This window comes from Alkalicoccus urumqiensis, assembly GCF_002993335.1.
Taxonomy (GTDB): domain Bacteria; phylum Bacillota; class Bacilli; order Bacillales; family Salisediminibacteriaceae; genus Alkalicoccus; species Alkalicoccus urumqiensis.
In genome coordinates, this window is the sequence record NZ_PVNS01000011.1 from 117,426 (window position 1) to 129,417 (window position 11,992).

Sequence of the window (11,992 nt, forward strand, 5' to 3'; positions counted from 1 at the left end):
TTCTTTCCTGCTGCAGCCTGTTCAGGAGCCGTTTAAATGTTCCTCCAGTCGTTCTGCAGTCCAGGTGTTGATCACGTTCTCCCGGTCCAGCCCCGCACGTCTCGCTGTTTTCACACCGGCTGCCATGTCCTCGAGCATCGAGAAACGGTGCGCGTCGGTATTAATGGCAGTCAGCACGCCTTTTTTTCGGGCTTTTTCCAGTATATCTGCAGATAAATCAAGCCGGTTCGGATTCGCATTTAATTCGAGAATCGTATTCGTCTCGACAGCCAGATCCAGCAGCCTGTCTATATTCACCTTATACCCTTCCCGTTTTCCAAGAATTCTTCCTGTAGGATGGGCAATCATATCCACATGTGGATTTCTGCAGGCAGCCTCGAGACGCTTCATAATCTGCTCTTCGTCCTGCTGGAAGGAGGAGTGAATACTTGCGATGACAAAATCGACGGTTTCCAGAATATCATCGCTGAAATCAAGCGTCGCATCGGGCAGAATATCCATCTCCGTTCCGGTGAAAATCCGAATCTCTTTCTCCTTTTCCAGCCGTCTGATTTCTTCATGCTGCCGCTTCAGTTTCTCTTCGTCCAGGCCATTAGCAACACGCAGATATTTGGAGTGGTCGGTGATGGCCATCATGCTGTACCCTTTTTCCAAACAGCGGTCGACCATCTCTTCCAGAGACTGGGCACCATCACTCCACGTTGTGTGCATATGCAGGTCCCCGCGGATATCTTCCACACGGATGAGTGAATCATACGACGTTTCCAGCTCATCATGTCCTTCCCGCTGTTCCGGCGGGATCCAGGGCAGACCGAAGTGTTCGTAAAACGCTTCTTCTGAATCAAAGTACATCATCGTTCCGTCTGATTCTTTTTCCACCCCATACTCACTGATCTTTTCCCCTCTATCTTTCGCCAGCTGACGCATCATAACATTATGATCTTTCGATCCGGTAAAGTGATGAAGAGTGGTCGCAAACGAACGGTCTTCCACGAGACGGAAATCAACAGGCAGAACAACATCTCCGTAAGAAAGCTCCAGCGAAATTTTTGTTGTTCCGCTGCCGATCACTTCGACAATATTATCAAGGGCGAGCAGGTGCTTCTGCACGCTGTCTGCATCCTCCACAGCCAGGATAAAATCCAGATCTTTAACCGTTTCGCGCCCTCTGCGGAAACTGCCTGCCAGCTCCCACCTGAGCGTGCCGGGAGTTTCATCCAGAAGGCGTCCAATCGCCTCCGCCCCTTCCAGCACCTGTGGGAGAGCAAGCCTCTCCGGACGTTTCCCCATATTTTCCACGGCTTCTTTTATTTTCTCTTCTGATTTTTTCCCAAAGCCGGAAAGCTCCTGAATCCGGTTTTCCTCACATGCCTCAAGCAGCTGTTCGGCATTCACAATATCCAGTTCTCTGTAGAGACGGCCGACTTTTTTGCCTCCGAGTCCGGGCAGTTTTAATAACGGCACGAGACCCTCTGGAATTTGTTTCTTTAAATCATCCAGAAGCTCCGTACTTCCATGATCCCGGAGGTCTTCAATTAAGGCACCGAGTCCTTTCCCAATTCCCGTAAGCTGGGCGGGATCACCGAGCTCCTCCAGCGTTCTTTCGTCTTTTTCCAGTGCCTGGGCGGCTTTTCTGTACGCAGAAACGCGGAACGCATTTTCCCCTTGTATTTCCAGATATACCGCAATCTCCTCCAGTGCTCCCAGAACCTCTTTTTTGTTCATGCGGATGTCTCCTCCCGTTTACTCATGCTTCAGGGGCCGGCTGCGCTGCAGCCAGGCCCCCGCCTATGATTGTGTTCCCTCCGACCAGAGCGTACGAAGCTCTTCGGAGACGATCGGTGTATAGTAGAATATCCATTCGGCAATCGATGAGGACTGAAGCAGCTCCTGAACGATATCCACCTGAATCAGTGCTGCAAGATGCAGCAGAACTGCTGTAATGACAAGTCCTTCCACCAGCCCAAGCGCCGATCCGAGAATGCTGTTGAAAAAGGAAATAATCGGCAGGTTCCCAAGAAAATCAAACATGGAGCCGATAATCTGTGCGATGATTTTAACGACAATAAAAATAAGCACGAACGCCACGCCGTTGTAAAATGCGGTCTCCGTTGCGATTGCGTCGTCCAGAACATTCAGAGGTGAGCTTTCATCAAGTACCGGAAATGGGATCCAGAGCTGCAGCATGGAACCGAGCTGTTCAAAATAAAGCCAGGCCGCAGTGAATGCCAGCAGCAGCCCCGCGATATGTACAGCCTGAAGCAGGAACCCGCGGCGGTAGCCCACCATCAAACTTAGAAACAGAAAAAATAAAATAACAGCACTTACGATCATGAATCGTCCTCTTCTTTCTTTTTGGTTTCTTTCTGCAGCGCGAGATAGTCACTGCTTATATTTAACGCAGCAAGAACTGCCAGCTGCGTCGGAGAAACATATGGATTGGTACGGCGGAGTTCCTGTAATTTGTCATCAACGGCCTGTGCAGCCTCCTGCACATGCTCCGCTGATTCTGTTCCAACAACGGTATACGTCTGCCGGCCGATTTTTACTTTCGTCCGGATTTTTTCCTCCTCGTGATCCAAAGCGGCCCCTCCTCTGCGAACATAAATTGCTAAATCTTATCATAACACTTCCAGCGCAGGAAGAAAAATAAATTCCCGCCCCCGGGTTCATGTCTGATACAATTCGAAAAGAATATTGATTGAAGGAGCGACGATATGAGTCAACAGGTTGTGAACGTATCAAAAGAAACCTTAAACAAAATGAGCAGTTATTACCAGACGACAGGATCCCTTCCTCCGGGAGCGGTCTTTAAGAGTAAAAAAAACGGATGCACCATCACCGGCTACCGCTCCGGAAAAGTTCTATTTCAGGGAGCAGGTTCTGCAGACGAGGCATCGAAATGGCAGAAAAACAGCCAGCCCGCCGGCGCTTCCCGCAGGAAACCATCCGTGTCCGATCATAAATGGAAACCGTCAGCGGAAGTACTGGAAAAACCGCTTATCGGCAGTGATGAAACCGGCACAGGCGACTATTTTGGTCCGATGACCGTTGTCGCTGCCCACTTGACCCCTGCACAGCTGAAAGAAGCAGAACCACTCGGGCTGCGGGATTCGAAAAGTATGAACGATGAAATAATCCGGAGCACCGCACCGAAGCTGCTTTCTCTCTGTACATACAGCCTGCGCGTTCTACGTAATGAAAAATATAATGAACTGCAGCAGAAAGGCTACAATCAGGGAGCGATGAAAGCACTTCTCCACCACCGGGCGATTCAGTCCGTGATCGAGCAGCTTCAGGGAGAGGATGTTCCGGTGGACGGTGTGTTGATCGACCAGTTTGTTAAACCGGAGCGTTATTTTGAATATGTAAAGCAGACAGGGGGGAGCTGGCCGGAACAGATTCCTATTTATTTTGCGACCAAAGCTGAGGACATGCATCCGGCTGTTGCGGCAGGATCAATCCTGGCACGGTATGCCTTTTTAAAAGAAATGGATGCGATCGCACAGACACTCGGCCTTCCCGTGCCGAAAGGGGCCGGTTCCAATGTTGATAAAGCAGCAGCGGAGATTGCTTCCGTGCATGGAAAAGAAACGCTTTTCCGCTACGTCAAAGCTCACTTTTCCAACACAGGCCGCGTATTGAAGTAAGATCCACCTGCAGGACGATTTACTGCTGAATCACACCGCTTGATGAGAATGGTTTCATCAGCCGACAACAAGAAGAGAAGAATGGCAAAAGAGCAGGCGCCCGGAGGCCCTGCTCTTTTTTATTATGCGCGGAGTACCGCGCCGGTTTCCTGCTGCAGCCCTTCGAGGACACGTGTATGCACCTCGGTTACTTCTTCCTCTGTCAGTGTTTTTTCCGGATTTAAATAGCGGAGAGAAAACGCAGCGGACTTCTTACCAGGCTCCACGTGCTCTCCTTCGTACAGATCAAACAGCTTCGTCTGCTTAAGAAGCGGTGCACCGTAGTGCTGAATGACAGCTTCCAGCTTGGAAGCAGGAACGTGCTGGTCGACGACGAGAGCAATATCCCGGTCGACGGCCGGAAAACGAGGTACAGCCTCGTAGCGGATCTCTGTGGACTGCCTTTCCAGAAGGCGGCCGAGATCAAGCTCCATCACGTATGTTTCAGGCAGCGACCAGCTGTCTCCTGTCTCCGGATGAAGCTGGCCGATAAAGCCGATAACTTCTCCATCAACAAGCACATCAGCGGTGCGTCCCGGGTGCATCCCAGGACGTGCCGGTGCCGGCTGAAATACTGCAGAGGCATGGAGCTCTGCCAGCAGTCCTTCCACGATCCCTTTAACAACGAAGAAATCAACGGATTTCTTTTCACCCTGCCAGGAGTGCTCGTGCCAGGTTCCCATCCATGCTGCACTGAGGTGCGTTTTTTCCTGCGGCTGGACTGTCACTTTTTCTTCCGTTGTGTGGAATACCGAGCCTATTTCATACAGCGACGCGCTGGAAATACTCCGGTTCCGGTTGTGGGACAGCGCCTCCAGCAGGTGCGGAATCAGCGTCGTCCGCAGACTGCTGCGGTCTTCACTCATCGGCAGTGCAACATCCACACGCTTCTGATCAGGCGTTATAAACGCGCGTTCTCTGGAAGGCGTCGTCAGGGAATAACTGACCGCTTCGTGCAGGCCGCACCCTTCCAGAAAGCGGCGGATCCGGCGCTTCTGCTTCTGCGCCTGTGTCAGTCCACCTTTTGTGGACGGTGTATTCGGAAGTGTCGTCGGAATGGCGTCGTAGCCGTATAGACGGGCCACTTCCTCTACGATATCTGCTTCGATGGAAATGTCCTGCCTCCTTGTTGGAACCGTGACGGTGAAAACATCCTTTTTTTCTTTGGATTCAAACTGAAGCCGGTCAAGAATAGCAGTTACTTCTTCCGAAGTCATATCCGTTCCCAGCGATTGATTGATCCGTTCCAGAGAAATCGTAATGTCCTTTTCCTCCCGGTTCAGCTCATCGAATTCCACCGGCTCGGCCAGAACTTCGGCACCTGTCAGCTGCTGAATGAGTGATGCAGCGCGTTCACCTGCTTTTACGACACGGTTTGGGTCGACACCTTTCTCGAAGCGGATACTTGAATCACTGCGGATGCCGAGATCTTTCTGTGCGATACGCACGACCGCAGGATCAAAATAGGCTGCTTCCAGAAGAACCATCTCCGTCTCCGGTTCCACTTCCGAATCCGAACCGCCCATCACACCTGCGACGGCAGTACCTTTTGCTCCGTTTGTGATAAGGAGGTGTTTTGCAGAAAGTGTGCGCTCCTCCCCATCAAGTGTCGTCATCGTTTCATCTTCCTCTGCACGGCGGACGACAACCTCATCCGAACCGAAACGGTTAAAATCAAACGCATGAAGCGGCTGACCGTATTCAAACAGCACGTAGTTCGTTATATCGACGACGTTATTGAGCGGACGGACGCCGGAAGCCATCAGCACACTCTGCAGCCAGAGGGGGGACTCGCCGACTTTCACCCCTTGAATAAGTGTCGCTCCGTAATATGGATTTGCCGACGGATCTTCGACACGGACAGAAACGTGTGAACCCGCTTTTTCTTTCACCGGAACGATTCTCGGTTCCGGAATATGAACCTCTCTGTTCAATACGGCTGCTGCCTCATAAGCGACACCCAGCATGCTCAGGCAGTCGGAGCGGTTCGGCGTTAAGTCGAGTTCCAGCACGGTATCATTCAGACCGAGCGGATCTTTCGCGTCCATGCCGGCTGCCATTTCCTCCGGAAACACGTAAATGCCTTCGTTATACTTTTTCGGAACCACTTTTCCGTCGAAACCGAGCTCCTGCAGCGAGCAGATCATCCCTTCGGATGTCTGTCCACGCAGCTTAGCGCGCTTGATTTTCATGCCGCCCGGCAGTCTGCCGCCGACACGGGCTACCGGAACGAACTGTCCTTCTGCTACGTTCGGTGCACCGCAGACGATCTGAACGGGCTCTTCTTCACCAACATCTACACGGCAGAGCTTTAGTTTATCTGCGTCGGGATGTGGTTCACATGATTCCACGTAACCAACAGTCAGATTCGAAATTTCAGCACCGAGGGAATGAACGGCATCCACTTCCACCCCGTGAAGCGTTAACTGCTCCGCGAGCTCCTCTGCTGTAAGATCACTGATATCTACATATTCTCCTAGCCATTTAAGCGAAACTAGCATCTTGGCTTTCCTCCTTCTGAAACAGCAAAATTATTCATGAGTAAACTGACTGAGAAAGCGTGTGTCATTCGTATAGAAATGCCGGATATCATCGATCCCGTATTTCAGCATGGCAAACCGCTCAACGCCCATGCCGAAGGCGAAGCCGGAATATACTTCCGGGTCAAATCCGCCCATTTCCAGAACGTTCGGATGCACCATGCCGGAGCCGAGCACTTCAATCCAGCCGGTCCCTTTACACGTACGGCAGCCACTGCCCCCGCAGATGGCACAAGAAATATCGAGCTCTGCAGAAGGTTCGGTAAATGGGAAGAAACTTGGGCGGAGGCGGATATCCCGGTCCTCGCCGAAGTAACTTTTTACAAATGCTTCAAAAATACCTTTTAGATCACTCATGCGGATTCCTTCTCCGACAACGAGGCCTTCAATCTGCATAAACTGGTGGGAGTGCGTCGCATCATCTTCGTCACGGCGGTACACTTTCCCAGGACAGATAATTTTCACAGGCCCTCTGCCTTCATGCTTTTCCATCGTCCTCGTCTGCACCGGCGATGTCTGTGTCCGCAGAAGCAGATCCTGCGTGACGAAAAATGTATCCTGCATATCCCGTGCCGGATGGTGTTTTGGCAGATTCAGTGATTCGAAGTTATAATAGTCCGTTTCCACTTCCGGACCTTCCGCCACTTGAAAGCCCATTCCGATAAACACATCTTCGATCGTCTCGACGACGCTCGTCAGCGGATGACGGCTTCCTTTTGGCACCGGACGGCCGGGGAGTGTGACATCAAGGGACTCTTCCTCCAGCTGTTTCTGGACTTCCGCCCGTTTCAGCGTACCTTCTTTTTCCTCGATCAGCTTCTGCACCGACTGGCGTACTTCATTGGCTTTTTGACCGACGACCGGCTTCTCCTCCGCCGACAGACGGCCCATCCCTTTCATCACTTCCGTAATCGGCCCTTTCTTCCCAAGATAGGCCACGCGGATATCTTCCAGCTCTTTTCTCGACTGTGCTGCGGCGATTTTTGTCACCGCTTCATCATGCAGTTCCTGCAGTCTCTCAAGCATTCCTGTTTCCTCCTTTATACATTCAGGCAGTAAAAAAAGCCTTCCATCCCTGGACTGTTCCTAAGGGACGAAAGGCTTCGCGGTACCACCCTTGTTAACGGCATGCGCCGTTCACTTCATTGGTTAAGCGGATTAACGGATCCGGTTCCGGGTATCTTTTCAGCAGCGCTTACTCCAGATACCGACTCACGGGCGAATTCAACGGACAGTCCCGGCAGTGCTTCCAGTCCATGGCACCGCCTCCCTGAGAGACTGCCGGGCCGTCTACTGCTCCCGGTCAGCGTCGTTTTATCATATGACGTTATTATATACGTTTTCTTGAACCGTTTCAATTGTTTTTCGGGCGTCTCTTTTAGTCCCCGCGCAGATGGTAGATCAGAATGCCGGCAGCGACTCCTACATTCAGCGAGTCAGAGCGGCCGTAGATAGGAATGTACAGGTTCTGATCGGCTTTTTCCAGAAGGGCCTCATCCACTCCCTCTCCTTCGTTGCCGAGAAGAAGCGCAAACGAGTCCTGGGGGGCGATAGCGGTAAACGTGCTTCCGGAAAGACTTGTCCCAAAAATCGGAACCCCATTCTCCCGACACAGATCCACGGCTTCTTCCAGATCCATCTGCTGGACGTGCATGGAGAAAAGTGCCCCCTGCGTCGCCCGGACGACTTTACCGTTGTAAGGATCGGCACAGCCTTCTCCGAAAATGACGCCGGTCATGCCTGCCGCCTCCGCTGTGCGGAGAATACTGCCGAGGTTTCCCGGATCCTGAATACGATCCAGCAGCAGAAAGCGTCCGGACTCCAGCAGAAGGTTGTGCCGGTCCGGCCGTTCACATACCGCGGTCATTCCCTGCGGTGTCTCCGTTTCAGCCAGTTCGCGTAGGACCTTTTCCGGCACCTCTATCACTTCAACATCCGACACCTGCCACTCAGGCGGAAGTTCCACGCTCTCTTCAATAATGATCACTTTCACCTGTACTTCGGATTTGAGTGCTTCCTCCACCAGGTGGCGTCCTTCTGCGAGAAACAGTCCAGACCGGTCTCTTTCCCGTTTGCGCTGGAGCTTTTTCCACGCTTTGATCCGCGGATTGTGTACCGACGTAATGTGTTCCATAATGTTTCTCCCCCCTTCGTTAATCGCGCCTGAAATTCCCCATGACCTGCATACTCTGGCTGATGCTTACAAAAGCGCTTGGATCAATATCTTTGAGGACATGACGGATCACTTCGAGCTCGTAGCGGGTGATAACGGTATAAAGAACCTTTTTATCTTCCCGGGAATAGGCTCCCTGTCCATCGATAATGGTGACCCCGCGGACGAGGTTATCGAGAAACGCCTGCCGGACTTCTTCTCCGCGGCTTGTAACAACCATTAAATTCAGCTTTACGTGGCGTGTATGAATGCGGTCGATTACGATGCCGGTAATATAGATGGAGAGCATCGTGTACAATGCAAGATCCCACGCAAAGAAAAAGCCGCTGATGACAACGACGATGGAGTTCAACCCGAAAATCAGTCCGCCGAGCGGAATATCCCATTTTTTAATTAATAAAATACCGACGACATCAAAGCCTCCGGTGGAACTGTAAAAGCGGATGATCAGACCGATGCCGACACCTGTAAGCACGCCGCCGAATACGGCAGAGAGCAGTGCGTCATCTGTGATCATTTCGATCGGGATATAAAGCATGGAAACCGATGTAACGGCAACGGAAATAATGCTGTTAATGATAAACTCTTTTCCTAGTTTCATCCACCCGAGAATAATGATCGGAATGTTTAAAATAACGATCCAGTAACCTGTATTCAGCGGTGTAAGAAGACCAAAAATCATGGCAATACCTGTGACACCGCCTGTCAGCACCTCGTGCGGAAGCAGGAAAATATTAAATGCAAAACCGAGCAGGATCGAAGATGCTACGATGATGGTCAGTTTAATGAGGTAATTCACGGAGGGCCCCCTCTGCTCTGTATTATCCGCCTGGTTTCTACAGCGCGGATGCAATGGTAAAACAACGGATGAGCGCTGTTGACATGCCGCTTTCTTTTCCTCGAAAGAAAGGATGACTGTATGCATTATAGTGAAGGGATGCCGTCCCGTCAATCGTAAATGTCGAAACCTTGACAGACAGCGTGTTCTCCGCTCTGCTATTAAAATAGGGAGAACAGCATTACACCTCTATAAGACTGTTAGGAAAAGCCCTCACCTTTTACCTCCCGACTGCGGGAAAGCTTATAGCATATAAGCATATGTACCCTGTCAGGAACGCAAAAAAACAACAGCCTGAAGCTTCTGCCTCAGGCTGCTGTTCCCAGCTGCGGTTCTATCAGCTGTACGTAATCGCATTTACGGTATCGCGGTCGAGCTTTTTGATAACTGCCGTAATCAGCTTTACGGCGTTTTCAAAGTCATCGCGGTGCAGGATCGCTGCGTGGGTGTGAATATAGCGCGTAGCAATGGTAATAGAAAGCGCAGGCACACCGTCTGCAGTTAGATGGATGGCGCCGGAATCTGTGCCGCCGCCCGGGACAGCATCGAACTGATACGGGATGCTGTTTTCATCTGCTGTGTCTGTCACAAAGTCACGAAGACCTTTATGGGACACCATGGAAGCATCATACATAATGACCTGTGGACCGTCTCCCATGCTGGAGAGCGCGTCTTTGTCCGAAACGCCCGGTGTATCGCCGGCAATGCCGACATCGACGCCAAAGCCGATATCCGGCTGAATTTGATGCGCGGATGTGCGGGCACCGCGGAGGCCTACTTCCTCCTGTACAGTTCCAACACCATAAACCGTATTCGGGTGCTCTTCGTTCTGAAGACGGCGAAGCACTTCAATGGCAATGGCACAGCCGATGCGGTTATCCCATGCCTTGGCCATGAGGAGCTTTTCATTCTTCATCACGGTAAAATCACATACCGGCACGACCGAATCGCCCGGACGTACGCCGAATTCCATGGCTTCTTCTTTACTGGAAGCACCAATGTCGATGAACATTTCTTTTTTATCAACCGACTTTTTACGTGCTTCCGGCGCAAGAATGTGCGGCGGCTTGGAGCCGATGACTCCCGGCACATTTCCGTTCCGGGTCATGACGGTGACGCGCTGTGCGAGCATAACCTGCTCCCACCAGCCGCCGACACATTGAAACTGAAGGAAACCTTTGTCGTTGATGTTTGTCACCATAAAGCCGATTTCGTCCAGGTGACCGGCAACCATGATTTTGGGATCGTCCTCATTTCCACCCTGTTTTTTCGCAATAAGACTTCCGAGGTGGTCGGTTTCCACACTGTTGGCAAACGGTTCGATCCAGCGCTTCATGACCTCGCGCGGCTCCCTTTCGTTCCCCGGGATTCCATTTGCATCTGTAAGTTCTTTCATCATTTTCAGCATTTCTTCCATTCTTCCGCCTCCCAACTAATATGTATCCGTTTCAGTATACCTTTTTTACAGCTTCTTCTCAATTAATTCGGGATCCGAAATTAATAACCGCGCTGCTGCCGCTCATAGTTTTCCTGGTGCTTCGCTTTGTACGCTTCCGTTACTTCCTGCCACTCATATCCAAGATGGCCGGCAAGCGCGGTGTATGCCTGAAAAAGATGCTGATAGCTTTCTGTCGAAGGCTCCATACGTAGAAGCGATACATAACCATACAGCTCCAGGAAAGCCTCGGTGAGCGCTTCCGGGGAGAGAATTTCTCCCAACTCGGTCAGCTCGGTTTCCTCCTGCTGTTCCAGTGCGTTCCCAAGAGAAAGCAGAAAATGCAGCCCATCCACATATTCTTCCAGAATAACCTGATCATCGGAAGGCGGCCGACTGCTCCAGAATTTAAAACACCTTACTTCATTGGCCAGTTCTCCGGTTTCTACGATGAACGCGAGAAGCTTTTCCTGAAAAACATCTTTCCCATTGATATTCTGTTCCGTTTCAATAAACGAATCCAGCTCCTGCTGGCGCTTGAACAGCATTTTTAATTCCATTTTTATTCCTCCTGATTTACGGAACAGACGGCTGTTTTCCTTTAAAAAATAAGATGAAACCCCCGGGTGTGGTTTTGCGTACAAGTAAGAAGGGAAATTTCTATACAACGCCCTTCCGTCTTGTGTATGATGATGCAAAGGGGAGATTATTATGATAACCGTGCTGCTGTTCCGCATTTTTCTGCTGCTTGCACTGGCGATTATAACATACAGTGTAATTAAGTACCTGACCGACTCCCGCCGCCGGCTGGAGCGTGCCCGCCGCCGCGGAGAAATGTATGTGTACGATGATCCCCGCGAAGTCCGGCGCAACCTTTTAATCACTTCCGGCGGAGCTCTTTTTGAAGGAGAAAAGTATCTCGGCACGGCCGAAACGTCTGTTGAAGTGACAAGCATTCAGCTTCAGACAGAAGATACGGTGGAACTGAATGGAATGACGCTTCAGGATTTTCACCAGATTGAAAAAGAACTCCAGCTCCGCTATCCAAAAGCGGTCATTCAGTGGCGCGAGCCGACGGCAGGGATGATCCGCCGTCTCCGCAGAAAGCAGGAAGCGGCGGACACCGCTCCTCCCACGGATGCCTGACTATCGACTTTAGACCGCCGGAAAAACTCCGGCGGTCTTTTTTCGTGTGCCTGGCATGTCTGACAGCTAGGTGGTGAAAGTCCACTACGGGCTTGGTAATGGGAACCGTTAGCGAATGGCAAGGGTGTCCGGGGTGACCCGGAATCTGAAGGAAGCCGGACGCAAACACAC

11 protein-coding genes and 1 other annotated feature are annotated in these 11,992 nt (G+C 51.3%); of the genes, 2 read left to right on the plus strand and 9 right to left on the minus strand.

The genetic code is table 11. From position 1 onward, the window contains the following. Nucleotides 1-21: 21 nt before the first annotated feature. From polX to zapA, 3 genes are read right to left on the minus strand one after another with little or no spacing between them, the layout of a single operon-like run. Nucleotides 22-1,731: a DNA polymerase/3'-5' exonuclease PolX gene (gene polX, locus C6I21_RS12465; RefSeq protein WP_142393264.1), complete on the minus strand. Its 1,710-nt coding sequence runs from the start codon at nt 1,729-1,731 to the stop codon at nt 22-24. Nucleotides 1,732-1,788: 57 nt separating this feature from the next. After that, entirely contained in the window at nt 1,789-2,334 is a 546-nt protein-coding gene (locus C6I21_RS12470; RefSeq protein WP_245411634.1) for a CvpA family protein, read from the minus strand. Continuing rightward, nucleotides 2,331-2,582 carry a cell division protein ZapA gene (gene zapA / locus C6I21_RS12475; protein ID WP_181186238.1) on the minus strand — a complete coding sequence of 84 codons (252 nt, stop codon included), beginning with the start codon at nt 2,580-2,582 and terminating at the stop codon, nt 2,331-2,333. Before zapA ends, C6I21_RS12470 begins: the two co-directional genes overlap by 4 nt. A gap of 135 nt (nt 2,583-2,717) precedes the next feature. Between zapA and rnhC the strand changes: the two genes are divergently transcribed. Then, on the plus strand, nt 2,718-3,650 hold the full coding sequence (gene rnhC / locus C6I21_RS12480) for a ribonuclease HIII (protein ID WP_105959813.1): 933 nt from the start codon (nt 2,718-2,720) through the stop codon (nt 3,648-3,650). A gap of 122 nt (nt 3,651-3,772) precedes the next feature. Here the strand turns inward: rnhC and pheT are convergent, their stop codons facing one another. The 6 genes from pheT to C6I21_RS12510 form a co-directional block, all read right to left on the minus strand. Beyond that, nucleotides 3,773-6,190: a phenylalanine--tRNA ligase subunit beta gene (pheT, locus tag C6I21_RS12485; RefSeq protein WP_105959814.1), complete on the minus strand. Its 2,418-nt coding sequence runs from the start codon at nt 6,188-6,190 to the stop codon at nt 3,773-3,775. A gap of 30 nt (nt 6,191-6,220) precedes the next feature. Then, nucleotides 6,221-7,255, minus strand: a complete 1,035-nt coding sequence (pheS, locus tag C6I21_RS12490) for a phenylalanine--tRNA ligase subunit alpha (RefSeq protein ID WP_105959815.1) — start codon at nt 7,253-7,255, stop codon at nt 6,221-6,223. A 60-nt stretch (nt 7,256-7,315) separates the two neighbouring features. After that, nucleotides 7,316-7,545 (minus strand) — a binding site (T-box leader). A gap of 62 nt (nt 7,546-7,607) precedes the next feature. Further along, complete coding sequence (locus tag C6I21_RS12495; RefSeq protein ID WP_105959816.1) at nt 7,608-8,363, minus strand: TrmH family RNA methyltransferase; 756 nt, start codon at nt 8,361-8,363, stop codon at nt 7,608-7,610. A gap of 19 nt (nt 8,364-8,382) precedes the next feature. Then, nucleotides 8,383-9,201 carry a YitT family protein gene (locus C6I21_RS12500; RefSeq protein ID WP_105959817.1) on the minus strand — a complete coding sequence of 273 codons (819 nt, stop codon included), beginning with the start codon at nt 9,199-9,201 and terminating at the stop codon, nt 8,383-8,385. 376 nt (nt 9,202-9,577) lie between these two features. Further along, nucleotides 9,578-10,657 carry a M42 family metallopeptidase gene (locus C6I21_RS12505; RefSeq protein ID WP_105959818.1) on the minus strand — a complete coding sequence of 360 codons (1,080 nt, stop codon included), beginning with the start codon at nt 10,655-10,657 and terminating at the stop codon, nt 9,578-9,580. A gap of 80 nt (nt 10,658-10,737) precedes the next feature. Beyond that, nucleotides 10,738-11,235 carry a dUTP diphosphatase gene (locus C6I21_RS12510; protein WP_105959819.1) on the minus strand — a complete coding sequence of 166 codons (498 nt, stop codon included), beginning with the start codon at nt 11,233-11,235 and terminating at the stop codon, nt 10,738-10,740. Between the two features lie 151 nt (nt 11,236-11,386). On the opposite strand from C6I21_RS12510, the gene C6I21_RS12515 reads away from it, so the two are divergent. Beyond that, nucleotides 11,387-11,821 carry a sigma-w pathway protein ysdB gene (locus C6I21_RS12515; protein ID WP_245411635.1) on the plus strand — a complete coding sequence of 145 codons (435 nt, stop codon included), beginning with the start codon at nt 11,387-11,389 and terminating at the stop codon, nt 11,819-11,821. The last annotated feature ends 171 nt before the right edge of the window (nt 11,822-11,992 follow it).

Excerpts from the sequence above, each read along its gene's own strand:
- C6I21_RS12470 (WP_245411634.1), bottom strand. The coding sequence starts at position 2,334 with ATGATCGTAAGTGCTGTTATTTTATTTTTTCTGTTTCTAAGTTTGATG.
- rnhC (WP_105959813.1), top strand. The coding sequence starts at position 2,718 with ATGAGTCAACAGGTTGTGAACGTATCAAAAGAAACCTTAAACAAAATG.
- pheT (WP_105959814.1), bottom strand. The coding sequence starts at position 6,190 with ATGCTAGTTTCGCTTAAATGGCTAGGAGAATATGTAGATATCAGTGAT.
- pheS (WP_105959815.1), bottom strand. The coding sequence starts at position 7,255 with ATGCTTGAGAGACTGCAGGAACTGCATGATGAAGCGGTGACAAAAATC.
- C6I21_RS12495 (WP_105959816.1), bottom strand. The coding sequence starts at position 8,363 with ATGGAACACATTACGTCGGTACACAATCCGCGGATCAAAGCGTGGAAA.
- C6I21_RS12505 (WP_105959818.1), bottom strand. The coding sequence starts at position 10,657 with ATGGAAGAAATGCTGAAAATGATGAAAGAACTTACAGATGCAAATGGA.
- C6I21_RS12510 (WP_105959819.1), bottom strand. The coding sequence starts at position 11,235 with ATGGAATTAAAAATGCTGTTCAAGCGCCAGCAGGAGCTGGATTCGTTT.
- C6I21_RS12515 (WP_245411635.1), top strand. The coding sequence starts at position 11,387 with ATGATAACCGTGCTGCTGTTCCGCATTTTTCTGCTGCTTGCACTGGCG.